Origin of the sequence: Acinetobacter sp. YH12201 (assembly GCF_013418145.1) — a bacterium.
In the GTDB taxonomy this organism is placed as follows: domain Bacteria; phylum Pseudomonadota; class Gammaproteobacteria; order Pseudomonadales; family Moraxellaceae; genus Acinetobacter.
This window is the reverse complement of the sequence record NZ_VPCP01000048.1, coordinates 1-25,911: the sequence shown is the minus strand read 5'-3', so window position 1 is coordinate 25,911 and position 25,911 is coordinate 1. Positions and strand designations below refer to the sequence as shown.

The 25,911-nt window shown below is 42.8% G+C and carries 20 protein-coding genes and 1 pseudogene; 12 read left to right on the top strand and 9 right to left on the bottom strand.

Translation table 11 applies throughout. From position 1 onward, the window contains the following. Positions 1–135: 135 nt before the first annotated feature. Positions 136–819 (bottom strand): annotated as a pseudogene (locus FTU91_RS10445) (crotonase/enoyl-CoA hydratase family protein); the annotation flags it as partial. 222 nt (positions 820–1,041) lie between these two features. Here FTU91_RS10445 and pnuC point away from each other — a divergent pair. The 3 genes from pnuC (at position 1,042) to FTU91_RS10430 (ending at position 2,553) form a co-directional block, all read left to right on the top strand. Next, complete coding sequence (gene pnuC, locus FTU91_RS10440) at positions 1,042–1,626, top strand: nicotinamide riboside transporter PnuC (RefSeq protein WP_180082116.1); 585 nt, start codon at positions 1,042–1,044, stop codon at positions 1,624–1,626. Between the two features lie 17 nt (positions 1,627–1,643). Continuing rightward, a complete protein-coding gene (locus FTU91_RS10435; RefSeq protein WP_180082115.1) occupies positions 1,644–1,919 on the top strand; it encodes a hypothetical protein in 276 nt (91 codons plus the stop codon). Positions 1,920–2,055: 136 nt separating this feature from the next. Beyond that, positions 2,056–2,553, top strand: a complete 498-nt coding sequence (locus FTU91_RS10430; protein WP_180082114.1) for a DUF2505 family protein — start codon at positions 2,056–2,058, stop codon at positions 2,551–2,553. Positions 2,554–3,115: 562 nt separating this feature from the next. Here the strand turns inward: FTU91_RS10430 and FTU91_RS16465 are convergent. After that, positions 3,116–3,319, bottom strand: a complete 204-nt coding sequence (locus FTU91_RS16465) for an amino acid transport protein (protein WP_166167563.1) — start codon at positions 3,317–3,319, stop codon at positions 3,116–3,118. Positions 3,320–3,538: 219 nt separating this feature from the next. Here FTU91_RS16465 and def point away from each other — a divergent pair, with 219 nt between their 5' ends. Beyond that, positions 3,539–4,018, top strand: coding sequence for a peptide deformylase (def, locus tag FTU91_RS10425; RefSeq protein WP_180082113.1), 480 nt, complete (start codon positions 3,539–3,541; stop codon positions 4,016–4,018). Positions 4,019–4,218: 200 nt separating this feature from the next. Further along, a complete protein-coding gene (locus FTU91_RS10420) occupies positions 4,219–5,310 on the top strand; it encodes a GGDEF domain-containing protein (protein ID WP_180082112.1) in 1,092 nt (363 codons plus the stop codon). Positions 5,311–5,493: 183 nt separating this feature from the next. Here the strand turns inward: FTU91_RS10420 and metH are convergent, their stop codons facing one another. After that, positions 5,494–9,183: a methionine synthase gene (metH, locus tag FTU91_RS10415; RefSeq protein ID WP_180082111.1), complete on the bottom strand. Its 3,690-nt coding sequence runs from the start codon at positions 9,181–9,183 to the stop codon at positions 5,494–5,496. A 778-nt stretch (positions 9,184–9,961) separates the two neighbouring features. On the opposite strand from metH, the gene FTU91_RS10410 reads away from it, so the two are divergent. Further along, positions 9,962–11,581, top strand: coding sequence for an inorganic phosphate transporter (locus FTU91_RS10410; RefSeq protein WP_180082110.1), 1,620 nt, complete (start codon positions 9,962–9,964; stop codon positions 11,579–11,581). A 180-nt stretch (positions 11,582–11,761) separates the two neighbouring features. Here FTU91_RS10410 and FTU91_RS10405 read toward each other — a convergent pair whose 3' ends face one another. Both FTU91_RS10405 and FTU91_RS10400 read right to left on the bottom strand, forming a co-directional pair. Then, a complete protein-coding gene (locus FTU91_RS10405; protein ID WP_180082109.1) occupies positions 11,762–13,312 on the bottom strand; it encodes a hypothetical protein in 1,551 nt (516 codons plus the stop codon). Between the two features lie 232 nt (positions 13,313–13,544). Then, the gene (locus FTU91_RS10400) at positions 13,545–14,162 is read right to left on the bottom strand and encodes a rhomboid family intramembrane serine protease (RefSeq protein ID WP_166167542.1); all 618 of its coding nucleotides are present in this window, start codon (positions 14,160–14,162) and stop codon (positions 13,545–13,547) included. 158 nt (positions 14,163–14,320) lie between these two features. Here FTU91_RS10400 and nfuA point away from each other — a divergent pair, with 158 nt between their 5' ends. After that, positions 14,321–14,959: a Fe-S biogenesis protein NfuA gene (gene nfuA / locus FTU91_RS10395; protein ID WP_086195944.1), complete on the top strand. Its 639-nt coding sequence runs from the start codon at positions 14,321–14,323 to the stop codon at positions 14,957–14,959. A gap of 101 nt (positions 14,960–15,060) precedes the next feature. Here the strand turns inward: nfuA and FTU91_RS10390 are convergent, their stop codons facing one another. Next, positions 15,061–16,068, bottom strand: coding sequence for a hypothetical protein (locus tag FTU91_RS10390; RefSeq protein ID WP_180082108.1), 1,008 nt, complete (start codon positions 16,066–16,068; stop codon positions 15,061–15,063). A gap of 15 nt (positions 16,069–16,083) precedes the next feature. Next, a complete protein-coding gene (locus tag FTU91_RS10385; RefSeq protein ID WP_257221713.1) occupies positions 16,084–17,031 on the bottom strand; it encodes an alpha/beta fold hydrolase in 948 nt (315 codons plus the stop codon). 390 nt (positions 17,032–17,421) lie between these two features. On the opposite strand from FTU91_RS10385, the gene FTU91_RS10380 reads away from it, so the two are divergent. Next, positions 17,422–18,036 carry a carbonic anhydrase gene (locus FTU91_RS10380; protein WP_086195941.1) on the top strand — a complete coding sequence of 205 codons (615 nt, stop codon included), beginning with the start codon at positions 17,422–17,424 and terminating at the stop codon, positions 18,034–18,036. Positions 18,037–18,071: 35 nt separating this feature from the next. On the opposite strand, the gene FTU91_RS10375 is transcribed toward FTU91_RS10380, so the two are convergent. Next, entirely contained in the window at positions 18,072–18,701 is a 630-nt protein-coding gene (locus FTU91_RS10375; RefSeq protein ID WP_180082106.1) for an arylesterase, read from the bottom strand. 11 nt (positions 18,702–18,712) lie between these two features. Between FTU91_RS10375 and FTU91_RS10370 the strand changes: the two genes are divergently transcribed. Beyond that, a complete protein-coding gene (locus tag FTU91_RS10370) occupies positions 18,713–19,441 on the top strand; it encodes an ABC transporter ATP-binding protein (RefSeq protein ID WP_086195939.1) in 729 nt (242 codons plus the stop codon). 1 nt (position 19,442) lies between these two features. Next, positions 19,443–21,923, top strand: a complete 2,481-nt coding sequence (locus FTU91_RS10365) for an ABC transporter permease (protein WP_180082105.1) — start codon at positions 19,443–19,445, stop codon at positions 21,921–21,923. 33 nt (positions 21,924–21,956) lie between these two features. On the opposite strand, the gene FTU91_RS10360 is transcribed toward FTU91_RS10365, so the two are convergent. Next, positions 21,957–22,769 carry a rhomboid family intramembrane serine protease gene (locus FTU91_RS10360; protein ID WP_180082104.1) on the bottom strand — a complete coding sequence of 271 codons (813 nt, stop codon included), beginning with the start codon at positions 22,767–22,769 and terminating at the stop codon, positions 21,957–21,959. 80 nt (positions 22,770–22,849) lie between these two features. Between FTU91_RS10360 and mtgA the strand changes: the two genes are divergently transcribed. Both mtgA and ppk1 read left to right on the top strand, forming a co-directional pair. Continuing rightward, the gene (gene mtgA / locus FTU91_RS10355; protein ID WP_180042938.1) at positions 22,850–23,524 is read left to right on the top strand and encodes a monofunctional biosynthetic peptidoglycan transglycosylase; all 675 of its coding nucleotides are present in this window, start codon (positions 22,850–22,852) and stop codon (positions 23,522–23,524) included. Positions 23,525–23,640: 116 nt separating this feature from the next. Then, complete coding sequence (ppk1, locus tag FTU91_RS10350; RefSeq protein ID WP_180042939.1) at positions 23,641–25,722, top strand: polyphosphate kinase 1; 2,082 nt, start codon at positions 23,641–23,643, stop codon at positions 25,720–25,722. The last annotated feature ends 189 nt before the right edge of the window (positions 25,723–25,911 follow it).

Genomic DNA, 25,911 nt, shown 5'->3' with positions numbered 1-25,911 from the left:
AGATCCATGCACGTGTAGCAGTCCTTAATAGATTTACGGAATTAGGTCGACCACTTACCCAAGTTACGCCTTAAATTTGGCTCAATTAGGGGCGCTTTGCATTTCAAATCTTTGTGCAACAAAGCCCTGGAAATGGGAAAAAGAAGTTGCAGGGCCATGTTCAGCTGCTTCTTTCGCAGAAGCTAATGTTGCCTGAACGGCCAGTGGAGCAGCCTGGGCAATATGTTCCGCCAGTTCAATGGCACGTTGTAATGGCGGTTCAGGGATAATTTCACTAATCAGGTTTAAATCCAGTGCTGTTGCTGCATCAAAGTGATCGCCAGTCAGTAAATAGCGCATGGCTTTGGACCAGCCCGCAGCCTGTACAAAACGCACGGTTGCACCGCCAAAGGGTAAAATGCCACGCTGTACTTCCATTTGTGAGAACTGGCAATTGTCCTGCGCAATGACGATATCGGCATTCAGCATCAACTCGATACCTGCGGTATAACAAATCCCTTGTACGGCAACAACCACCGGTTTCTTGCGTATTCTTGAGCTGGTACCCCAAGGGTTAATTTGCGCATGATCAAAATCAAATACGCCTGTTTCCAGTTTAGGTTGTAATTCAACCAAATCCAGTCCGGCAGTGAAATGATCACCATGGGCAAAAATAACTGCACAACGTAATTCCGTGTCATCTTCATATTCAGTTAAGGCCAGTGACAGATCATGAATCATATGGCTATCAAAGGCATTTCTTTTGGCAGTACGGTCGAGGCCAATCAGGAACAGAGACCCGCGAATTTCCCGACTGACTTTTCCTTGTTGTGGTGACATGGTTATTTTTCCAGATGAACTGTTTTTTTAGGTTTTAAACGCTTGTTAGAAAACTGTCAAATGAGTGCAGGCAAATTTTTCAATACTTTTGAAATGACACAATGTGCAGGTGAAAGCACAGTATTGATAGGCGAGGGATGAGACAAAATAGACATAATTTATCTTGCGTTCAGGGCTTTTTTTTTCATAATAGCAACACCTATTCGCTGTTTGATTATTGTCATGTCACCTCTAGAAATTGTTGCGGTTATTATTAGTCTGATTGGGGTGACACTCACCATTAAACGCAATATGTGGTGCTGGTGGTTTAACTTTGCAGCTTTTGTACTATATGCCTATCTCTTTTATCAATTCAAGCTCTATGGCGAAGCCATCTTGCAGCTCTTTTTCATCGTGGTGAACTTTTATGGATTCTATCACTGGCTGAAAGGCAAGCAGCAAGATCATGAAATTCGGATTGAGCCGATCGCCACAAAAACAGTGATTTTCCAAATGTTGCTGGCCGCGATTGGCGGTTTAATTTTCGGTTTAACGCTAAAGCATTTTACCGATGCCGCTGTGCCTATGCTGGATTCACAACTGGCTGCATTTAGCCTGCTGGCCACCTATTGGACCAGCCGTAAACATATTGCCACCTGGGTGTTGTGGGTTTTTGTCGATATTGTTTATGTCGGCATGTTTATTTATAAAGACTTATTCTTAACTGCTGCTTTGTATGCGGCTTTTGTTGGTCTGGCAGCTTTTGGCTGGTGGCAGTGGGAGCAGGTGAAAAAGAAACAGGCTTTGACTCAGTTCAAAGGTGTTTAAACCCTGAGGAGTAATGCATGCTGATCGACTTTACTCAATATCAGTTGCGCAGGTTTGACGAACTGGCAGCCCGAATTCAAGCCGAGCCGGAAAAATATCTCAACTTTGATTCTGTTTCTGACTTTTATAAAGCGGCCTGGTTGCAGGATTTTCCTCAAGGCACAACCTGGACTGCCACAGGTCTGGATGATGGTGCTGAACAGTTTGATGCGATCATTGAATATCGTGGGCATTTTCTCAGTATTTGCTGTGCCGAGAAAATAGTCATTCATTGTGGCATACGTGCTGAATAGTTTGGTATAGAGGGTCAATGACAACAGCTTTAAGATTTAATTAAATAAAGAGCTATAAAAATAGGCTAGATCAGTGATGATCGAATGGTTTAGAAAAATTTAAAACAACTACTAGAAAAACAAAGGATTAGAAAATATGGCACATCGTTTTACTGTGAATTCTACAATTCAGGGTGTTTCAATTGATCAGTTCAAGCGACTTGTAGCAAATACAGCCTTACACGAGGCAGTATGCCGACGTATTCCCGGGGAAAAACTGGAAATTATTGAATCGAAAACAAGCGGTGATATTTACACTTTACGCCGTGCCTATAACTTGGATGTCAACATTCCAGACATAGCGAAAAAATTCCTTAAAGATGCATTTCGAGTCAAACGTACCGATGTTACCGATTTAGCTGCATTAACTTCAAATATTACCTTGGGTGCAAATATGCCTTTAGAAGCGAATTGCGAACGTCTGGTGACAGGAGATGAGCAGAAAATTCACATTAGTCTGAATTGGCATGTCAAAGTAAAAGTCCCTTTGATTTCAGCTATGCTGGAAAAACATGCCGAAACAGAAATTCGCAAATTTAGCCAGCTGGAAATCCAGATTGTGGAAGATGAGTTAAAGAAAAGTTTAGTCGCTTAATCCATAAAAAGCTCTTCAACTGAAGTAATGCCAGTCAGTTAAGAAATTGATTGGCATTTTCTTTTTTAAATTCATGACTGTATTTGATATGTGGGAAAGTCATCCGCAACTGTTTGAGGCAGGACTACATAAAAAAATGATTGTTTCTGCGACGAATTTTCTGGTTGATGGTGGTTGACGAGTTTTGCGGATGACAAATGCCTTTGGTCTTACGAAGCAGTGCTTCTCAGGGCGAAACCAAAGTAACAAATGAGCTGCAAGAGTTTGATTTAAAACGGTAAGACTCCGCCATGAATTACGAAAAAATTAAAGAGTTTATTTCTAAACTCCTTAACTGATCAGCATTATTTCAACTGAAGGTTTTTTTTATAGTTAATCTTTAGCTAAATAACGCTATAACCTCACTTTTTTCCGTTCTCATGTAGTCTGCCAATCAACTTGTAATAATATGAATCAAACTTTTGCATGATGATAGCTGTCTTTATATATTAAACGCATCGGAACGCTCAAAACTCACGGCATTTTCATTTTATCAATAAAATCACTCTGATCTGTCACTCAATTAAAGCCGGATAAAATAGGGGGCAATAGATAGAACAACACCGATTGTGGTCAATAGACCAGTACTTTCTATAAAATAAGGGAAAATCATCAGAACCAAGCCACAGATCCAGGGCATGACCGCTTTTTGCTTTTTCCCATACAAAAAATAGCCTAAGCCTATAGAACTAAAAAGCACACCGAGCAGGAGTTGGGCAGTTGTCATATTTTTTATTGATAAAGAAATTTGGCAAATAATAATCAGGAAAAATTAAAAGGGGCTTAAAAGTTTGAGCATTTCGAACAGCATAAATCATTCATAAATATGCAATAGAAAGTTTAAAACTGAATATCACCCAGCACATTTTGAGGTTAATATTTCTATAGAATTTTGAATTGAAAAAGATAGTGATTCTGGCGTTATCGCTGGGTAAGGAAAAAATAGATGAGCACCATTTTAGCTGTTGCACAACGTGGTGAAAGCATTTTGACGTTAACAGCGGCAGAAGTGGCAAAGACTGAGTTGAATAGTCCTTGGCTAAAAGAACTTGCGGAAGCCATGCATGCCACCATGTTGGCGCGCAACGGCGTAGGGATCGCAGCCCCTCAGGTCTATGTGTCAAAACGGGTCATTATTGTGGCCTCACGTCCGAACCCGCGTTATCCCGATGCACCTGAAATGGATGCGCTGGTGATGGTAAATCCTGAAATTCTAGAAAAATCTGAGTTGACGGTTTTGGGTGAAGAGGGCTGTTTAAGTGTACCGGATGAGCGTGGGCAAGTCGCTCGTGCTGAAAGCATTAAGCTGCGTTATTGCACTTTAGAGGGTACAGTGGTAGAAACGACCTTGAGTGGTTTTCCTGCCCGAATTGTGCAACATGAAGTGGACCATTTGGATGGAGTGCTGTTTATCGACAGGATATAAGTATATATTGTTTGTTTTTTGTACTTTTGGTATAATTTTGAGCTAATAAAAAATCTATAAATTATAAAGATACAATAACGAACATGAAATTTTTTAGAAAAATATTCAGGCTGACTTTTCATTCCTGGGGCAGAGTCAAGTTTCATCTATTTGAATCCGATAATTTAATTATTAACTGGTCCAATTTTGACAAGGGCATATTGCTCTGCTTTTTTGGAGCATTTTGCCAAGTCAGCGCGATTAAATGGTATCTGTTTAGTTGCTATTCAGAAGAAAATCGGGTCTGGATTAATCATGACTTTTTTTTCGTCCGTATTAGTACGGTAGTTGCCACCTTAATTGTTTTTATCGGCATGATTGTGCTTAGCTACAGATATAAACACAATGCAAAATTCCGTCAATTTATTGCCTATTTTTCACCGGTGTTTTTTGGTGCAGTGATGATTTATGCAGGCTATACCGTGGGTATGTTTAGTCCTGCAACCATTGCCGGTTTTGTCAATATTGTGCTGATTGGCCTGGTCTATTATTCACGTAAAATGATCTATGGTATCGCCCTTTTTGCTTCTATTTTTACTATTGTTATCAGCTATTTAACTTTTAATGGGGTCATTCGCTATGCACCTGTGTTCAGTGATACCCTGACACATAGCGAGTTTTATCATAATCCGTTCTGGATCAAAAGTATGGCTGAGGTCTATCTGCCTATCTTGCTCACTTCAATTTTATTTTTTGAAATTTTGCTCTCGCAGTGGCGCCGTCGTGAAATGAAGATTAAAAAAATGAGTCAGACCGATGCGCTGACCAATGTCTTTAATCGTCGTTATATTGGGGAACAGCTCAGCACGTTGGAAAGCAGGAAAAAAGCGACCTATGCCGTGGTGTTGCTGGATTTGGACTATTTTAAAAAAATTAATGATGATTATGGTCATGAAACCGGAGATGCTGTTTTGCAGCGTGTAGCCACCATTTTATCTACCACAACGCGAATACAGGATGTGGTGGGGCGTTTTGGTGGTGAAGAGTTTATCCTGATTTTAAAAGATCAAAATTTGCAGCAGGCAATCGAGATTGCAGAACGCTGCCGAAAAATTATTGAACAGGAAGAATTTGAGCTGGAAACAGGGAAAATTTTAAAAACCAGTGCCAGTTTTGGGGTAGCTCTTTCTCAGGAAAATGCCAAAAAAGAACACATCATTCGTATGGCAGACCGGGCTTTATATTTAGCTAAACAAAAGGGACGTAATCAGGTGCGGAATTATTTAGAGTTAAACTTAAAGCCTGCTATTTAAGCTTGTATTGCTAGGGGTTCATGATCATAAATTGTAAAAATTTCCGACATATACTTTTAGCAGTTTTTCTCTTGATTCTATTGATACTTGAAAGTCCCCCTTTTTCAAAGGGGGATTTAGGGGGATTAAAAGATTCAAATAAAAAAATCCCCTCGAATGAGGGGATTTTTATTCATCTAATAATTACTGAACCGAATCATCCAAATTAGGCGCTAACCAACGCTTCGCCTCATCTAAAGTCCAGCCTTTACGTTTCGCATAATCCTCAAGCTGATCACCTGCAATCTTACCCACATTAAAGTATTGTGACTCAGGGTTCGCATAGTAGAAACCGCTCACTGATGAAGGTGGCCACATTGCAAAGCTTGAAGTTAATTGCGTACCAATCTTGTCAGTAGAACCTAACCAGTCAAACAACGGCGCTTTTTCAGAATGCTCAGGACAAGCCGGATAGCCCGGTGCAGGACGAATACCGACATACTTCTCTTTAATCAACTCTTCATTCGACAACTGTTCAGATGCCTGGTTGCCCCAGAACTCTTTACGAATACGTTCATGCAAGTGCTCTGCAAAAGCTTCGGCAAAACGGTCACCCAAAGATTGCACCAGAATGGCAGAGTAGTCATCGCCTTTGGCTTTGTATTCATTTGCTAATTCTTCTGCACCGAAAATCGAAACGGTGAAACCACCCAGGTAGTCATCCGCCACACCTTTAGGCGCAACAAAGTCCGCCAATGACAAGTTTGGTTTACCGGTGACTTTGTCAGACTGCTGACGGATATGCTGGAAAGTATGCGTAATAGTTGCGCCAGTTTCATCATAGACTTCAACACTGTCTGCACCTGAACGGTTGGCAGGATAGATGCCAAATACCGCACGTGCATCAAAGCGTTTGTTGTCGATGATGTCTTTCAGCATTTTCTGCGCTTGTTCATACAAATCAGTTGCTGCTTCACCCACAACTTCATCTTTCAGAATTGCAGGGAATTTACCTGCCAAGCTCCAGGAAATGAAGAACGGTGTCCAGTCAAAGTATTTAACCAAAGTTTCCAGAGGATAATTGGTCAGTGTTTGCCTACCAATGAAGTTTGGCTTCATAGGTGCGTTGGCTGCAAAGTCAATTTTCAAGCCATTTTCTACCGATTCTGCATAAGACAGTTTGGCTGCTTTCGGCTGTTTGTTGGCAATACGCTCACGCACTTTTTCATATTCAGCGCGAGTTTCTGCCACAAAGGCAGGTTTCATCTCTTTAGACAGCAGGGTAGTTGCTACACCCACCGCACGTGAAGCATCAGCTACGTAAATGACGGCATCATTTGAATATTGCGGATCAATTTTCACCGCAGTATGCGCTTTCGATGTAGTTGCACCGCCAATCATTAACGGTACATTGAAACCTTTACGCTGCATTTCTTTGGCAACGAAGACCATTTCATCCAAAGATGGGGTAATCAAGCCAGAAAGACCGATGATATCAACCTTCTCGTCAATTGCCGTTTGCAGAATCTTCTCGCACGGTACCATCACCCCAAGGTCGATGATGTCATAACCGTTACAGCCCAATACCACGCCAACAATATTCTTGCCGATATCGTGCACATCGCCTTTTACGGTCGCCATCAACACTTTACCTTTAGATTCACCGCCAGATTTTTCTGCTTCGATGTACGGGTTCAACCAAGCTACGGCTTGTTTCATCACGCGGGCAGATTTCACCACTTGCGGCAGGAACATTTTCCCTGAACCGAACAGGTCACCGACCACGTTCATGCCGTCCATCAGTGGACCTTCAATCACATCCAGCGGACGTTTTGATTTTAAACGCGCTTCTTCGGTGTCTTCATCAATAAAGGTGGTAATACCTTTGACCAGTGCATATTCAAGGCGTTTTTCAACTGACTCATTGCGCCATTCAAGATTTTCAACAGCTTTTTGTGCGCCAGCCTGACCGCGATATTGCTCAGCCACTTCAAGCAGCTTTTCAGTCGCTTCTTGGCCGCTTTCACCCTGGTTTTGGTTCAGGATGACATCTTCAACTGCAGCTTTCAATTCGGCAGGGATGTCATCGTAAATTGCCATTTGACCAGCGTTTACGATCCCCATGGTCATGCCTTGCTTGATGGCATGGTAAAGGAATACCGAGTGAATCGCTTCACGTACCGGCTCGTTACCACGGAATGAGAACGATACGTTGGACACGCCACCGGAAATCATGGCATGCGGAAGGTTCTGTTTAATCCAGCCGGTCGCTTCAATGAAGTCCACGGCATAGTTATTGTGTTCTTCAATACCAGTTGCCACAGCAAACACGTTCGGGTCAAAGATGATGTCTTCAGCCGGGAAGCCGACTTCATTCACTAAAACATCGTATGAACGCTTACAGATTTCACGTTTACGTGCGGCAGTATCGGCCTGACCATCTTCGTCAAATGCCATCACGATCACGGCTGCACCGTACTGACGGCAAAGGCGTGCTTTATGGACAAACTCGTCATAACCTTCTTTTAAGGAAATCGAGTTGACGACCGGTTTGCCTTGTACGCATTTCAAGCCCGCTTCAATGATTTCCCATTTAGATGAGTCAATCATGATGGGTACACGTGAAATTTCCGGTTCAGAGGCGACCAGATTCAGGAAGTGCACCATTGCACCTTGTGAATCGAGCATGCCTTCATCCATGTTGATGTCGATAATTTGCGCACCGGCTTCAACCTGCTGCTGTGCGACTTCTAATGCTTCAGCAAAGTTTTCTTCACGAATCAAACGCAGGAATTTTTTCGAACCGGTGACGTTGGTACGTTCACCGACGTTGACGAATAAAGATTCTTCTGTGATGTTAAATGGTTCTAAACCGCTTAAACGGCAAGCTGGTTTGGTTTCAGGAACCTGACGTGGCTTGATGTCTTTTACTGCGTTGGCAATGGCGCGGATATGATCCGGTGTGGTACCGCAGCAGCCGCCAGTAATGTTGATTAAACCGCTCTCGGCAAATTCTTTCAGGAAGGCAGCAGTTTGTTCCGGAGTCTCATCATAACCACCGAAGGCATTTGGCAAGCCTGCGTTTGGATGGGCAGATACGAATACATCGGCAACGTCAGACACCGTTTTTACGTGTGGACGCATGGCATCTGCACCCAGAGCACAGTTAAAGCCAATTGATAACAAATCACCGTGACGAACCGAGTTCCAGAATGCTTCTGCGGTTTGGCCTGTTAATGTACGGCCTGAAGCATCGGTAATCGTCCCTGAAATCATCAATGGCAATTCATAGCCAATCTGGTTAAAGACTTCTTTTACTGCAAAGATCGCCGCTTTACAGTTCAAGGTATCGAATACGGTTTCAATCAGCAGAATATCTGCACCGCCTTCAATCAGCGCATGCGCCGCTTCGATATAGTTTTCTTTTAATTCATCAAAGGTGATGTTACGGAAAGCAGGGTCGTTTACATTCGGTGAAATCGAACAGGTACGCGATGTCGGCCCAAGTACACCGGCAACAAAACGCGGTTTGTCTGGGGTTGAATACTTTTGGCAGGCTTCTTTGGCAATACGTGCCGCTTCACGGTTAATTTCCGGAACCAGATCTTCCATGTGGTAATCCGACATAGAAACACGTGTACCGTTGAAACTGTTGGTTTCAATGATGTCGGCACCCGCTTCCAGATAAGCTTCGTGAATACCCTGGATAATGTGTGGCTGGGTCAACACCAAAAGGTCATTGTTGCCTTTCAGGTCAGATGCCCAGTCAGCAAAACGCTCACCACGGTAGTCAGCTTCTTCGAGTTTGTGACGCTGAATCATGGTGCCCATCGCACCGTCGATAATCAGAATCCGTTGAGCGAGCAGCTCTTTTAGGGTGGCAAGCGTGGACATAAATAACCCCAATCCGGTGGAATATAAAATCGGCAAATATATTAACAGAATTCAATCCAGTTTTATTGATATTCGCAGGCCAGGGGCACGCACTATATATTAGGTTGTTGAATAATTAGACATATTTATTGCCAAGTATAATGAGGGTCTGTTGACATTTCATAAATGGCTTGCGTTGTAGGCTAAAATTGAGCAGACAAGGAATGAAATGCAAAGAATGGTGGTTCCATTTTTAAATTTCATGACGAAGTCTGAGATAATTTTAGCCACAACCTGAGCCAGAACAAAGCACTGCTTTGTTTGCAGCGCAAGGCGCAGCTAGGAACTAGAGTATTTTTGATGCTACGTCGTTGTGAACTACGCATTTAGAATGACTAAATTTCGTATTTCACGCCTCGTATCCTCTAAAAAATACTCGTAGTCGCAAACATAGACGAATTGTCAACAGACCCTAATATAAATGCTTGGAATGCTTCACGAATTTGTCATATTAATCAGGCATGATGGAAAATGGGCAATAGGCAGGAGCAAATATGACAATAAATATGAATTTATATCAGATAAGCTGAAACATTGATTTTCAAAATAAATAACAGTGAATTATGTGCTCTAACCAATTGATTTATTTTATTAAAGTGAAATAATTTGATGGGTTTTGGTGAGTGCATAACAGTAAATAAAGTATGAAAAACTGCTTTATATGACAGCTCTTTGTCATATAATTGTCACAATTAAATTGAACAATAAGGGGATTTTATTATCCCTTTGAACCGTCTGCATGAATTCTAATATTCCTCCCGTCCAAAATCAGGTGCCATCAGCACCAGCGAAATCGACGAATGTGCATGTTGCTACACCGAAATTTTTTATGCCGGTGTTTCTCACGGTTATTATTTCAACTTTAGTGTATATCGGTTTTCAGCTTTCGACCGATTTGGCGCATGTGCCAGCATTAAGTTTATATTCCGTTATTTTTTTGGCGACTGCTTTATTAATTGCTTTAGGCTTTGAATTTGTTAATGGTTTTCATGACACGGCCAACGCAGTCGCAACTGTTATTTATACCAATGCCTTATCTGCACCTGTTGCCGTAATGTGGGCAGGCTTCTGTAACTTCCTAGGGGTAATGGTGGCAAGTGGTGCTGTCGCTTACGGCATTATTGCTTTATTACCTGTAGAACTGATTATGAATGTCGGTTCTGGCGCAGGCTTTGCCATGGTTTTTGCCATGCTGATTGCTGCGATTCTCTGGAATTTGGGTACCTGGTTCATGGGTATTCCGGCATCAAGCTCACATACTCTAATCGGTTCGATTTTAGGTGTGGGTATTATGAACTACCTGCTTCATTCAGGCGCTGGCGCAAGCGGTATAGATATGGAACAGGTGATGAAAGTAGGCAAAGCACTGCTATTTTCTCCGCTGATCGGTTTTGCTTTTGCTGCTGTCCTGTTTTTACTGGTGAAAAAAATCTTCCGTAAACAGTTAGAGCTCTTTCATCCGCCTGAAGGTAACAAGCCGCCACCCCCTTTAATTCGTGCGATTTTGATTTTCACCTGTACTGGTGTGAGTTTCGCGCATGGTTCAAATGACGGTCAAAAAGGCATGGGCTTGATTATGCTGATTTTGATTGGTTGTGTACCATTGGCTTATTCTTTAAATAAGAATTTAGACAGTGCACATATTCAGTCTTTTGAGCAATTGTCTCAGCAAACGGCTGCTGCTATTTATCCTCAGCATGAAAATATTACGGATGATCAAGCTCGTGCTGTGATTACCAAATATATTCAAACCAAAGAAGTGAACCCTGAAGTGGTTCCTGCTTTAGCGAGCTTGACAGATCATTTGGGCGAACGTGTTGCCAAATATGGTGATATTCACACTATTCCAGAGGCTGAAGTTTCTGCGATCCGCAATGATATGTATCTCAGCACGACTGCATTTAAGCGTTTAGATAAAGCTGAGCAGCTTCCTGAAATGTCAAAAGATCAAAGCAAGCTAGTTAAAGAATATCGTAAAAACCTGGATTCATTCCTGCAGTACATTCCAACCTGGGTGAAAGTGGCTGTTGCCCTGGCATTAGGTCTGGGTACGATGGTGGGCTGGAAACGTATTGTGGTCACTGTAGGTGAACGTATTGGTAAAAACCATATGACTTATGGTCAAGGCATGTCAGCCGAACTTGTTGCGATGACTACTATTGCTGCAGCAGATGGTTTTGGTATGCCGGTATCAACCACACACGTTTTGAACAGTGCAGTTGCAGGTACCATGGTAGCCAATAAATCAGGTTTGAATTTGCAAATGGTACGTACGATTTTATCGGCATGGGTCTTCACTTTACCAGCGACCATCTGTTTATCTGGTGGTTTGTACTGGCTATTCTTACAGTTCGTTTAAGACTTCTGTTAGAAACAAAAAACGCTGCAATTGCAGCGTTTTTTTATGTCTTTCAGTGTTTTATTATCAAAAGAAAATCAAACTGCAAATATCCTTCATTTGTTTTTGTTTGACCTTCACTTGCACCTTGGTTTAAAGCCATACTTCCCATCTTCCTAAAGAAGAGGGGAAGCTTTGTGATTATTTCTTTAACTTGCGTAGCACCTTATTAATCGGCAATTTTTCGTTGGCAAAGCCATACAGTGCGGCAAAAGGCAGAGCGGTGCGGGCCAAATAAGGCACACGCCACAATCCGCCATGGTTGGCGCCTTTCATCATCAGTTCCAGCGGATGATCCAGATGGGTTTCCGGATTGGCAACCGACTCTGGATGACGCAGGTCATAAATCCATAAGGCAGCCATTAAGGCATTGGTGGTTTCAGGGCTAAACGATTCCACATCGAACAGGCTGGCACCATTAAAGGCCGCTTTCAATAACGGATTTTTGGTCACTGAATGGGTCGTGGTAGACGGCGCAATATTGATACTGACCCGTTGTCCATAATGACGCGCCAGTGTTGCACGCCATTGTTGGATCCGTTTGGCCAAAGCATAGTTTGGGCCTTGCTCGACCACCAGACAGTCCGCAATGCCATATTCCTGACCATTGTCGGAAGGAATGAGCATATGTAGATTCTGCTGGAAAAAGCGCTTAGCGGTAACGGCTGAAATGCCTTTACTCATAAGCTGCCGGACTTTGGAACGACATTGGAACTTGTCATAAGATGCTTCAACTACTTCCTTCGGAATGGCATAGACATCGGTTGGCGTGCACATGAACATCAAACTGGTATCCGATTTTTGCTCACTGACATATTCCATGATGCTGTCCATGGCCATGGCAACACGGACATGCTTTTCACCATCGAGATAGGCAATGGCAGCCAGGTCAAGCTGACGTTCACTTTGGCTTAACCAATGGGCAATTTCAGGAGTTTGAGTGAGCAAGTCTGCGCCTAATTTTTCTTTCAGCACTGTACTTGAAGTATCTTCTGCCAGTTTTTCCGTGCAAGGTGCATAAAGTGTGGCATTGCCTTGCTGAATGGTGTTGAGGATTCTGTCCCACACCCGGGTATTGGGTAAATCTACTGCGACAATATTGGCTTTCCAGCGTGCCAGCCAGGTCAGCGGACCGGCTTCAGACCCTGCACCAAATAGCACCATGGTACGGTCAGAAAGATCAAACCATTCTGGATGTGCCTGTGCCGTACGCAGGGCATCGGCATGGCTGCATTCGATAATGCCTGCATCTTGCCAGATCTGGATTTGATCCAGTAAAGCCTGGCCTTGTAATTTTTGCCCTTTATAAGGGACATACCATTCTGGTGCAGCATCACTTTCACCTTTGAGCTGAATGGTATACAAGGTGGCGGTATCAACATCTTTCATGATGTCTTTCAATAAATAGCGTTGACCATCACGATAAAAGTCAAAGCTATGATGGGCTTTATGCAAGCCTTGTTTTGCAATGGTAATAGAGTTGTTGATGGTGTGAATGCCTTGTTCCACCAAGGCCTTGAAGTAAATAGGATAGTTCTTGCGCCAATTTTTTTCGGCAAGTGCATACATGGAAGACTTGTTGTCGACTATAGACAGGGCTTCAGCAATAATTTCTTTGCCTGTTTGTGAGGTACTGGCCTTTTTGCTGGTGGGATTAATCGGGAATTGAAGACCATTTAATGAAGTGGACATGCAAAAGATCTCTTTTTTTTGCGCATTAATATACAGATGTCTACATTATCTATGCCAAATTGATTTGAGGGGTAGCATTTAATGACAAAATTATGTAAATATTCTTTTAGAAATAAACAATAAAAAAGGAGCATTGCGCTCCTAAATAGTTAAATGTCAGCAATACGCCTTATTGCGCAAACCTGCAATTTTTAAGCATATATGCAGGGTGATTCTATCCTTCTCAATATCCTTAAAAAGGAAATTGCATCAATTTATTCAAAAAGTGGCCAATAAGCCGTGGTTCAATAATGATGGTCATGATTACTCCATAAGCTGCGCCCCATAAATGCGCACTATGGTTGATATTGGAATTACCACGTTTACCTGACCAGACGCTATAAGCGACATACAGGACGGCAAAAATAATCGCCGGTACGGGAATAAAAAACACAAAGATCAATTTCCACGGTTCAAACAGAATATAGGCAAAAAGGACCGCAGACACTGCACCAGAGGCACCCAAGCTGGCCCAGCGATGATCATTTTTATGTTCTAAATAACTTGGAATAATTGCTGCAATCAGCCCGCCCAAATAAAACAGCACAAAGCCTAGATCGTACATATATTGCCGATAAAAACTTTCAATCACGCTGCCAAAAAAGAACAGGGTAATCATGTTGAATAACAGGTGAGTCCCATCTGCATGCACAAAACCATGGGTAATAAAACGATCATATTGTCCACGCTGCATCGCGGGTGGCCAGAAAATGAGTCGGCTCATGACTTTCTGGTTTGAAAATGCAATCAGCGAGATAATAACGGTAATAAGAATTAGTGTAACGGTATGGTTAAAAGGTAAATCCAACATAAAAGCAAGTTCTACATTTCAAAATTTATCGTTCATAATGCCATTAAATGGCAGCTTAAGTGGAACTTTCACAATAAATCCGACAATTTTAGTTGAATTTATGAAATTACCCCGCATCTTCAGTTAAAATGGACACTTCAGCTTGAGGAAAAATTGTTATGTCGACTGAGAACACCAGCACTGCAGTTGTAGAAGAGATTCCAAACTTATTGATTACTCCGACTGCTCAAGAGTATTTAAAGGATTTGTTAGAAAAGCAAAACACACCCGGTATTGGGGTGCGTGTTTTTGTGGAAAATCCTGGTACGCCACGTGCTGAATGTTGCATGGCATATAGTGCACCTGACGAAGTTGTGCCAACCGACTATAAACAGGATTACCCGGATTTCCCGGCATTTATTGATACTCCGTCAATTCCGTATTTGCTGGATGCTGTAATTGATTACAATAAAGACCGTTTTGGCGGTCAATTAACCTTCCGTGCACCTAATTCAAAAGTACCACGTGTCGGTCCGGATGCATCGGTAGAAGAACGTATCACTTATGTGCTTCAGTCCGAAATTAACCCGGGACTTGCAGGACATGGTGGTAACTGTGCACTGGTTGAAGTGGTTGAAGATGAAGAACACGGTTTAACTGCAGTACTGAAATTTGGTGGTGGCTGCCAGGGTTGTTCATCAATTGATTTAACGTTAAAACAGGGTGTAGAAACCACCTTGAAACAGCATGTTCCTGAATTGATGCGTGTGGTTGACCAAACCGACCACAGCAACACCGAAGGTGCTTATTTTAAATAAGACCGAATAATTTCAAAAAATAACCTCCAGAATGGAGGTTATTTTTTATATGGGGGATAAGAAAGCTACATCATGCGACTTTTTTATTTATATAGTTCTTATTAAGCATCAAGATTTAAAATTTTCTGTGCAGTTTCGGCATAATAAAATTTCTCTAAATAGGCTCTGGCACGTTCACGTAGATAGGCAGATGAAACCAGTTTTTGCACGACAGGTGCCAGCAACTGCTGCAATTCATGTTGAATCAGGGCTTCATCAATATTCAGATCACGCAGTAATAAATCAAAAGGGCGTTCCTGATTGCGGATATACCAGGCATAGACACCATCATGAACCTGCTGTTTCAGGTAATCCGTTTGACGGATGTGATCCCAGATTTCATGGCCTAAATTCACCGTGTTACCGAGATCCTGAACTTCAATATAATTTTTCAGTACCGTTAAAGGCATATCCTTGACTTTATGCCAAAGGTTGGCCTGGAAATGATAGAGCTTTTCGTTATCAAAGTGCTGATTCAGAACATGCTCACTCATTTGGCTCAGTTTTAAAATATTCTTTTGCAAATAATGTGCAATGGTTTCATCCAGATTTGAATCGGTCACTGTTTCTAACACCGATTTGCCCATTTTCATAAAACGCGACACGCCAGGCACCCGTTTGGCCATGACTGAATTATCCATATAGTCTTGAATGGAGTGCTGAATGAGCTGGGTAATCATGGCGGAAAAAGCAGGATTATTGACCACCTTTTTAATCAAGCGTTGACGGTGATCACTTTTGCCCGCGACATATTGGGCAATTTTGTCGATGGTTAAAACCGGAATGACATCCGCGATTTTAGTATCTTCATTAAGCGGATGAACCAAGGCAAAATGCAGATGCTCAGCGATTTGTTCAATCAAAAAGCTACTCGCTGGCGTGGCTAAAATCTGCTTTTGCAAAAGTGTATTAATTTGCTCAAAGGACCAGATCTGTTGCAGTGGCTGTTTTCTAAACCATTGATAAAAATTCAGGAATTCGGTTTCAATCGTGGCAGTATGTGAAAACTCTTGTTCTAAAAAGTCAAGATGAGCTTCAATTAACTGCTCAATCATCGGATGTTTTTGCATACTGTCTCGAAAAAATTAATTTAATGGAATAAGTTTATCCGCAAGCGGGTTTTTCATCTTCTGGGTTTTGGCAAGAAAAGGTAAATAATGTGCTGCCACTTCCTGCTCTGCTTCCAAAATTGGCATATGTCCCACATTGTTAAGAATGACAGGAGCCTCGGCGCGTTTCAATAACGATTTTAATTCATTTGCCACTTCGACATTAATAATCTTGTCCTGTTTACCCCAAAGAATCAGGGTAGGTGCTTCCACCGTTCGAGTCAGACGGGCAAAGGATTCTGGCGTATAAATGCGGTTTAGTGCCACCAGCTGATCAATCAGTTTGCCATTCTTTGCTGCCTGAGTAATCAGGTAGTTCTCTTGGGCAGATTTTACGGCCTTAGGTAAGCTGGGTGGATTTTGCATGACCTGATGCATCACCTGTTCAAGATCGCCAGGTTTGGACACAATCAGCTGTTTCAGGGTCAGCGGATCTTTAGAATAACGGGTATTGGCCTGGGTATAAATACCGGCGCTATTGAGCAGAAACAGGCTTTGCGTATCAAACGGATATTGTGATGCATACACAGTGGCAATCGATCCACCCAGGGAATGTCCGGCCACATTCAACTTATCTTCGACATCAATGGCTTCGACAAAACGACGCAAGTTTTCTGTTACATTGGGTACAGAAGCATCAAAATTTTCAGGTGTTCTGGTTTCACCATTATTGGGTAAGTCGGGAATCACCACACGATAGTAAGGCGTTAAAAAATGAGCCACCCGATTCCAGTTGTCGCGATTTCCGGCTAAACCATGAATGAGCAGAATGGTCGGTTTTTGCCGTGAACCCCCTTCATTATAGGCCCAGGTAATCTCACCGACTTTAATGGTTTTAGCTTTTAAACCCGCTTCACTGCGCTCCTGGATCAGATAGTTTTGTAAATTTATTTTTTCTATATTCACTTTATTGTTTTGAGCCATAGTCATGCCTGTAAAACTGCAGGCACTCACCAAACAGAGGTTGCGTACAAATCGAGCAAAATTTGAACCAGGCTGTGTCATTGACGATCATCCTTGAAGACTCATGACGATAATATTTATAAATCAGGAATAAAAATATTTAATTTCAGACAGCATTTAATTTTTTTAAAATGTCTGTAGTTTATTGTAAGTATTATTAAAGAAATGTCACTGAATTGTTTTTTGAACTCGGTAACCTGAAAGCTTTAAAAATGTGAACCGTGTCATTTTTTGAAGCTAAATAAAAATATTTTCTCAGGTCATTATAAACTGTAGAGCTATGTTTTTTGCAAGTGACTTTCGGTTTTGATGGCATTAAAATATTGCAACTTAAAACATTGGAAGACCAGCATGCTAACAGCAGAAGAAGCTTTGGATCGTTTAAAAAAAGGGAACCAGCGTTTTGTAAACGGTGAAACAACCCATTTGAAGCTTTTGACTCACCAACAGCGCGCAGAAATGGCCGAAAGCCAAGACCCATTTGCGATTGTTTTAGGCTGTTCAGATTCCCGCGTACCGGCTGAAATGGTATTTGATCAGGGGCTGGGTGATTTATTTGTTATTCGTGTAGCGGGTAATATTGTTGCGCCATCTCAAGTGGGAAGTGTCGAATTTGCAGCAGAAAGCTTTCATTGCCCTGTAGTGATCGTATTGGGTCATACGCATTGTGGTGCCATTCATTCCACCATTGATGCCTTGACCAATCCAGCAGCTCCCCCATCAGCAAACTTGATGTCTATTGTCAACCGCGTACGTCCTTCAGTTGAAATTTTAATGCAGACTGAACTTAAAGATGATCTGGATAAACTGTCTAAACATGCAGTACGTTCCAACGTTTTTGCATCTGTGAATCAGTTGCGTCACGGGTCTGCGGTATTGGAAAATCTAATTGTCCAAGGCAAATTAAAAGTAGTAGGTGCAGAGTATTCACTTGAAACGGGTGAAGTGGTTTTCTTTGATTTTTAAGTAAAAAGCAAAAAGCATGATTCATAAAAGGCGCTTTATAAAGCGCCTTTTATATAGGGATAAGCATTGTTCAACAAGATGCTTTGGGCAGATGCATTGGGATGAACCAGATCGGTTTGCATCAGGTCTTTTTTGCCAGCAACCCCTTCTAAAAAGAACGGCAACAATTTTACCTTATGTTGTTGACTGACAATCTTATAATTTTTTTCAAAGGCTTTGCTATAAGCTGTTCCGTAATTGGGTGGGATTTTCATTCCAAAAACAATCACTTTTGCTTTTGCCTTTTGACTTTGCTGCACTAAAGTTGCCAGATTTTTTTGAATCAACAGCGGTGGCTGACCGCGCAAACCATCATTTCCGCCCAGTTCAATCACCACAATATGTGGCTTATGTGTTTGCAGCAATTTCGGTAAACGCGCCACAGCACCACTGGTGGTTTCACCGCTGACACTGGCATTGACCACTTTATGCTGTTTCGGATATTGTTGGTCTAGACGTTTCTGTAATAATGCTACCCAGCCTTGCCCTGCCTGTAGGCCATAACCTGCACTAATACTGTCACCCACAATCATAATGGTTTTCGCAGATGCCATGACCGGGCTAAGACCCAGACTGAGCATGGCCAGGCAAGCCCATACAAGAGTTTTCAGATTGCGATTTTGCATATAGGAATTTTATGACTTACGTTAATAGCGACCATTCCATCATGCCACAAGTGATTATCTCTGCACAGCAGCTTAGCCAAAAGATAAAATTTGCCCAAAAAGAGCTCAGCATCTTTGAAAATCTAAGCTTTGATATTTATCGTGGTGAACAGGTAGCGATTACCGGACGATCCGGCTCGGGTAAATCGACCTTGCTGGGTATTCTGGCCACGCTGGATCAGGCCAGTTCAGGAACATTGCAGGTATGTGGGCAATCGATTGGCGAATTGAATGAAGAACAGCGTGCGCTGGTGCGCTTAAAAAATATCGGTTTTGTGTTTCAGTCCTTTCAGCTGCTACCGCACTTAACGGCGGTGGAAAATGTCATGTTACCGCTACGCTTACAGCAAAATTTTAACTTTGCTGCAGCGGAAAAAAAGGCTTTAGCCTTACTGAAAAAAGTCGGCTTGGAACGTCAGGCCACCCAAACTCCCAAAGTCTTGTCTGGTGGTGAGCAGCAAAGGGTAGCGATTGCCCGTGCTTTAATCAGCGATCCACAAATTATTTTTGCCGATGAACCAACCGGTAATCTGGATGCGCAAACCGCCAATGAAATTGAACAACTGTTGTTTCAGCTGAATCGTGAGTTTGGCACCACGCTAGTGCTGGTCACTCATGATTCAACATTGGCCCAGCAATGCCAGCGTCATTTTGAGTTGCGTGATGGCCATTTGATCGAACATGGCTCGGGAGAGAACTGAAATGAATCGATTATTTCGGCCCTTGTTGACGCAAAGCTTTAAAAGTACGGGTGTTTATCTGCTGATTATTGCCTTGACCCTGGCGATTAGTGCCACCACTGCGCTGAAATTTAGCAATGAACAGATTCAGAATGCCGTAGCCTTACAGGCAGCAGAAATGCTGGCAGCTGACCTGGTGCTGAGCGACAATCAGCCACTGGAACAAAAGTGGCAGAATCAGGCCAGACGATTAAAACTGCAACTATCCCAAGTCACCGCTTTCAGTTCAATGGCGCGTACCGATGATCAATTTGTCATGGTTAATGTCAAAGCCATCGATCAGGCATTTCCCTTACGCGGCGAGTTTCAGGTGCTGCCCCAGGCCCAAACCATCCAGTCCGGTGAGGTCTGGATGAGCCCACGTGCCATGGATTTATTGCATGTTAAATTGGGTGATAGGGTCAATATCGCGGATGGACAGTTTAAGGTCACGGCAAAAATTGTGTATGATTCCAATCAGGAAATGGGTTTTTCTGGTTTTTCACCGACGGTGATTATTTCCCGTAATGATGTAGCCAAAACCAATGCCATTCAGGTGGGGAGCCGTGCCGAGTATCGTTTGTTAATGGCGGGTGATCCCGAGCAAACCAAGCAGTTTGAACAAGATTTTAAGCAACAGCAGCACGCGACCTTGCCGAAAACAGCACTCGATGCACCAACACAGGATGAGCAGAATAGTCTCAGGTTAAGAAATGCCAGCGAAAGCAATAGTCGTTTAATGAAACCGATTGCCAATCTGGATACCTTCCTGCAACTGAGCAATATCTTGACCATTTTGCTGTGCGGGATTGCGATTGCTCTGACCAGCCAGCGTTATGTACAACAAAATCAGGACAATATTGCATTGATGCGTTGTATCGGTGCGACACGAGGACAGATTCTCAATGCCTATCTTACCTTGCTGGCCGTGGTTTTGCTGGTCGCCATGCTGATTGGCAGTCTGGTGGGTGTCGCTTTGGGTTACGGTTTGCTGCAATTGATGCTGCAACTGATTCCAAATTTACAGATTGTATTTTCAGCAGGAGAGATGCTGCTGGGACCATTACCGATTGCCATGCTGACCAGCGCAGTGGTGCTATTGGGATTCATTGTGCCCAGCTTATGGCAATTGCTCAATACCCCGCCGATTCGGGTCATTCGCCAGCAAGAAAAGTCAGTACAATCCATGCTCTGGATGTTAATCATGGGCACAGCCAGCTTGGCCCTGTTCAGTATCGTATTGACAGAAAATATCTTGCTCACTGCTTGGGTAATGGGGGCGATTGTACTGCTGTGTACACTGCTCTATGTATTGATCTGGGGCTGTTTAAAGTTCATCAAAAACCTGAAAGGGGCAATTTCAGCCTATGTGCGGGTGCCGTATCAAACAGCTTTTCAAATTACTGCTCTGGCACTGGGCCTGAGTCTGATGACAGTGTTAACCGTGTTGCGGACAGATTTGCTGGAACGTTGGCAGCAGCAATTGCCTGCAGGCACACCGAATCAGTTTGTTTATGGCCTGCCACCGTTTGATATGCCAGCCTTTAAAGCTCAGATTAAGCAACATGGATGGCCAAGTACGCCTTTATATCCCAATATTCGTGGCCGATTGGTGGCGAAGAATGATCAGCCCTTTGCAGCAGATCTGGTCAAAAGCAACAATTCTTTACGCCGTGAACTGAATTTAACTCAAACCACCGAATATCCGGCTGACAATATCATTGTGCAGGGCACAGCAGCCTTGAAACATCCTGGTGAGGTGTCGGTTGAAGCCAAAATTGCAGAGGAATTGGGCATCAAAATCGGCGATCGGTTGACTTTCAGCCTGCCTGAAGGATTGATTCAGGCCAAAGTAGTGAACTTGCGCAGTGTGGAATGGGAAAGCTTTAGTCCGAATTTTTTCTTTATTTTCGCCCCCAAAACTATGGATGAAAATGCGGGTAGCTATTTAGGCAGTTTTTATGTACCGGAACAGGATAAAAACCAGATGGTTGCGCTGATTCAGCAATTCTCTAACACCGTTTTTATTGATGTTAGCCAGATTCTGGATGAGGTCAAACGTCTGGTGAATGTCCTTGTACAAATTGTTACCATTCTGGCACTGTTGGTCAGTGTTTCGGGTATTCTGGTGTTAATAGCCTGTTTAAACCTGTTGATGGATGAGCGTAAACGTGAAGTGGCTTTGCTACGTTCATTCGGCAGTTCCAAACAAAAACTTAAGCAGATGATGACCCTGGAAATTGGTTTTATGGGATTCATGGCAGGAATCGTATCTTGCCTGTTTGCCGAAGTCATCAGCGCCATTGCCAGTTATAAAATGAATCTGCTGATTCAGCCCCATTGGCAAATCTGGCTGATTTTACCCATACTGATGACGCTACTGTGCGCGCTGATTGGACGTTATCGTTTGAGTTATCTGTGTGATATTCCGCCACTGCAAAGTTTACGTGAGATGAATCAATAGCAGATTCATCTTCAGTAGACAAAATTCAGGGCATTAAAAATGCAGTTGTGCCCGCATAGCGGCTAATATTTGCCGCCAGACTGGTTCCAGAATCTGCACTTGCTGCATGCAGTAAGCATACAGCAAATAACAGCTGATGATGCCTACTGCCATGCCTACTACAAAAGCCAAATTCGGTTTATGTATTCTTTGTCCCACATACCAGATTGCTGTCAGCACCGCACCCATCAACATGCCGCCAATATGTGCGGCATTGTTAATTCCGGCGATGGTAAAGCCAATCAACAAATTGATGCCCATAATCATCAGCAGGCTTTTTTTATCTAGAATAAAACGTTGTTTCGGTAATAGGGGGAGTAGGGATAAAATAGTCAATGCACTGCCAATACCCATCACGGCACCCGATGCACCGGCACTGACGGTGGGAAGAAACTTAGGATCATTGCTTTGCAAGAGTGCAAAGGTATTTTGAATATCAATGAAACCACTGAGTAAACTGCCCATCAGACCGGCAAGAATATAAAGTCCCAGATAATAAAACCGGCCTAACAGCTGTTCAGCCACACTGCCAAAAATATACAGTGCCCACATGTTTAGCATTAAATGGATCAGGCCAAAATGAAAAAACATGCTTGTAAACAGGCGAGTGGGTTCCTCTAAAAAGGTTAAAGGTGCATAATCAGCACCCCAATGAATCGCATCGACCAGACTTGGAGTCGTAATATTGACTCCACTCAGGACTTGCCAGAGAAATAAACCGACATTGATGGCAATAAAAACTGCCGTTAGCCACCAAAGATGAACCTCGGGTTTAGTTCGAATGGGAGGGGGAGAAAGTTCGGCCATGCTATTCTTTTATAATCTTTGCTATATTCAGCATCCAGCTTAGCACGAAAAAAAACAGATTTTTGGAGTAACTCACTGACATGAAAGCTTTTATTGTTCGTAGTTTGTTAATACTTGTCAGTCTGGTGCTTTTGGTTCAACTGTGGATTTTTTCAAGTTTGCTGTGGTGGCGCACCCATCCGGTGGATACCACCATGATGATGCGTCTGGATTATTGGTCCGAACCTTCGAAACCGATTAAACATGAGTGGCGTGATTATGATCAGATCAGTGATTATATGAAACATGCCGTGGTTGCTGCGGAAGATGGAAAGTTTTTGCAGCATAAAGGTTTCGACTGGGAAGGCATGCAGTTCGCCTTAGAACGTAACAAAGACAAGGGTAAAGTGGTCGCAGGCGGTTCAACCATTTCCCAGCAACTGGCCAAAAACCTGTTTTTATACAATAAGCGTTCCTTCCTGCGTAAAGGACAGGAAGCGGTTGCCACCTGGATGATGGAACGCATGTGGTCAAAACAGCGCATTCTGGAAGTCTATCTCAACTCGGTAGAATTTGGTGACAATATCTATGGCATAGAAGCCGCTACCCAGCATTATTTTGGCAAAAGTGCGCGAAGCCTGAGTCGTGAACAGGCGGCATTCTTAGCAGCCATTTTACCTAACCCTAAATATTATCAAGATCATCAACATGATAAAAAATTACAATATCGTAAACGCATGATTCAAAAATATATGCGTTATAGCCATATTCCCTAATTTAGGATTTATTTTCAAAAAGCCCAGTGATTTGGGCTTTTTTTTATGAAATTGTCATAAATTTGAAGCATACTTATGAAGATACGGACTACTTTCGAATAATCATAGGTTAGGGTATGAATACGGCTGCTAATACGACTCCGGCGCAAATAGAATATACATATAATGATCGCTACATTAATCGTGAGCTTTCTATTCTCGACTTCCATTTGCGGGTATTGGAACAAGCGGTCGATCCTTTACATCCTTTGCTTGACCGGATGAATTTCCTACTGATTTTCTCGCGTAATCTGGACGAATTTTTTGAAATTCGCGTTGCCGGCGTGATGGAGCAACTGGACTTGGGTAATGAAAGTCGTAGTCCAGACGGTTTAACTCCGAAGCAGGTGCTGGATATTATTTCCAAAACCACGCATGAGGCAATTGACCGCCAATACCGTATTTTAAATGAACAAATTTTGCCTAAACTGCGTGAAGAAGACATCTGTTTCTTGCGTCGCGGCGAATTAACTCCGGCACAGTCGGCTTGGATCAAAAAATATTTTCAGGAGCAGGTGGCGCCGGTACTGACGCCAATCAGTCTTGATCCGGCGCATCCTTTTCCACGGCTAGTCAATAAAAGCCTCAACTTTATTGTGACTCTGGAAGGTAAAGATGCTTTTGGCCGTCAGATTGATTTGGCCGTAGTGCCTGCACCGCGTTCATTGCCCCGTGTCGTGCGCTTGCCGGATGAACTTACTGGCGGGAAAGAGCATCATGTGATGCTGTCTGCGATTATTCATGAGCATGTTTCAGACCTGTTCCCGGGCATGACAGCAACCGGCTGTTACCAGTTCCGTGTCACCCGAAATGCCGATCTCGCTTTAAACGAAGATGTGGAAGATTTGGCCAAGGCCTTAAAAGGCGAATTGAACTCGCGTCGTTTTGGTCGTGCGGTACGTCTGGAAGTGACTCATAATTGCCCGAAACATATTTATGACTATTTGCTGGATGAGTTTGATCTGGAAGAAGAGCAACTGTATAAGGTTGATGGCCCGGTTAACTTGGCACGGTTATTGTCCAATTTTAAGCGTCCACATTTACGCTATGATTCACATACGCCTATTATTCCGAAAGTGCTGAGAAAGTCTGAAAATATTTTTTCTGCCATGCAGAAGCAGGACATTCTACTCCATCATCCGTTTGAATCTTTTGCCCCAGTCATTAACTTGTTACGTGAAGCGGCACGTGATCCACAAGTTTTAGCCATCAAGCAAACGCTATATCGCAGTGGTCCGGATTCTGAAATTGTTCAGGTCTTGGCGGAAGCAGCACGTAATGGCAAGGAAGTGACAGCGGTAATTGAACTCCGTGCCCGTTTCGATGAAGAATCCAATATTGAAGTAGCGAATGTACTGCAAGAAGCTGGAGCAGTCGTCGTGTATGGCATTGTCGGTTATAAAACCCATGCCAAAATGATTCTGGTGGTACGCCGTGAAAATAATAAGCTGGTGCGTTATGTACATTTAGGTACCGGTAACTACCATGCTGGTAATGCCCGTATTTATACTGACTATGGTTTGCTGACCACAGACAAAGAGCTTTGTGAAGATGTGCACCGCATTTTCCAGGAATTAACCGGTATGGGGAAAATGGCAAAACTGAAAAAGTTATTGCATGCTCCTTTTACCTTGCATGCTCAGCTGATTAATTTTATTGATGATGAAATTGCCAATGCCAAAGCCGGCAAGCCTGCGCAAATTATTGTCAAGGTGAATGCCTTAACGGAAATGCAACTGATCAATAAATTATATGAAGCATCGCAAGCCGGTGTACAAATTGATCTGATTATCCGTTCAATCTGCTGCCTGCGTCCCGGTTTACCTGATCTGTCTGAAAATATTCGGGTACGTTCCATTGTTGGACGTTTCCTTGAGCATACCCGTGTCTATTACTTCTTGAACGGAGGAGATAGCCGGATTTACTGTTCAAGTGCAGACTGGATGGATCGAAACCTGTTCAATCGTGTGGAAGCCTGTTTCCCGATTGAAGATGCAGCATTGAAAAAACGCATTTATCAGCAAGGTTTACTGAATTATTTAAAGGATAATCAGCAAGCGTGGTTACTGCAAAGTGATGGTACATGGTTACGTGCGCAAGTTGCTGAAGGGCAAGAAGCACATAATGCACAGCGTATATTATTAGAGATGATCAAATAATCCACAATAGTGTCCCCATCTCAAATCAAGGAGTCTTTGGATTCCTTGATTTGATTGATTTATTCCTCTGTACACGACAAATTTCATAGGATCCTTGTCCTATCAGGCTTTTTCTTTCTTAAAATTGCTAGCACTTTCTTAAATTCTTCTTTTTTTCCAAAACCAATCAAACGTAGAATAGCCATTTGA

Excerpts from the sequence above, each read along its gene's own strand:
- FTU91_RS10435 (WP_180082115.1), top strand. The coding sequence starts at position 1,644 with ATGCTGATCGACTTTACTCAATATCAGTTGCGCAGGTTTGACGAACTG.
- def (WP_180082113.1), top strand. The coding sequence starts at position 3,539 with ATGAGCACCATTTTAGCTGTTGCACAACGTGGTGAAAGCATTTTGACG.
- ppk1 (WP_180042939.1), top strand. The coding sequence starts at position 23,641 with ATGAATACGGCTGCTAATACGACTCCGGCGCAAATAGAATATACATAT.
- FTU91_RS10360 (WP_180082104.1), bottom strand. The coding sequence starts at position 22,769 with ATGGCCGAACTTTCTCCCCCTCCCATTCGAACTAAACCCGAGGTTCAT.
- FTU91_RS10405 (WP_180082109.1), bottom strand. The coding sequence starts at position 13,312 with ATGTCCACTTCATTAAATGGTCTTCAATTCCCGATTAATCCCACCAGC.
- FTU91_RS10430 (WP_180082114.1), top strand. The coding sequence starts at position 2,056 with ATGGCACATCGTTTTACTGTGAATTCTACAATTCAGGGTGTTTCAATT.
- mtgA (WP_180042938.1), top strand. The coding sequence starts at position 22,850 with ATGAAAGCTTTTATTGTTCGTAGTTTGTTAATACTTGTCAGTCTGGTG.
- FTU91_RS10410 (WP_180082110.1), top strand. The coding sequence starts at position 9,962 with ATGAATTCTAATATTCCTCCCGTCCAAAATCAGGTGCCATCAGCACCA.
- FTU91_RS10390 (WP_180082108.1), bottom strand. The coding sequence starts at position 16,068 with ATGCAAAAACATCCGATGATTGAGCAGTTAATTGAAGCTCATCTTGAC.
- FTU91_RS10400 (WP_166167542.1), bottom strand. The coding sequence starts at position 14,162 with ATGTTGGATTTACCTTTTAACCATACCGTTACACTAATTCTTATTACC.
- FTU91_RS10385 (WP_257221713.1), bottom strand. The coding sequence starts at position 17,031 with ATGGCTCAAAACAATAAAGTGAATATAGAAAAAATAAATTTACAAAAC.
- FTU91_RS10375 (WP_180082106.1), bottom strand. The coding sequence starts at position 18,701 with ATGCAAAATCGCAATCTGAAAACTCTTGTATGGGCTTGCCTGGCCATG.
- pnuC (WP_180082116.1), top strand. The coding sequence starts at position 1,042 with ATGTCACCTCTAGAAATTGTTGCGGTTATTATTAGTCTGATTGGGGTG.
- FTU91_RS10380 (WP_086195941.1), top strand. The coding sequence starts at position 17,422 with ATGCTAACAGCAGAAGAAGCTTTGGATCGTTTAAAAAAAGGGAACCAG.
- metH (WP_180082111.1), bottom strand. The coding sequence starts at position 9,183 with ATGTCCACGCTTGCCACCCTAAAAGAGCTGCTCGCTCAACGGATTCTG.
- FTU91_RS10370 (WP_086195939.1), top strand. The coding sequence starts at position 18,713 with ATGACTTACGTTAATAGCGACCATTCCATCATGCCACAAGTGATTATC.
- FTU91_RS16465 (WP_166167563.1), bottom strand. The coding sequence starts at position 3,319 with ATGACAACTGCCCAACTCCTGCTCGGTGTGCTTTTTAGTTCTATAGGC.
- nfuA (WP_086195944.1), top strand. The coding sequence starts at position 14,321 with ATGTCGACTGAGAACACCAGCACTGCAGTTGTAGAAGAGATTCCAAAC.
- FTU91_RS10365 (WP_180082105.1), top strand. The coding sequence starts at position 19,443 with ATGAATCGATTATTTCGGCCCTTGTTGACGCAAAGCTTTAAAAGTACG.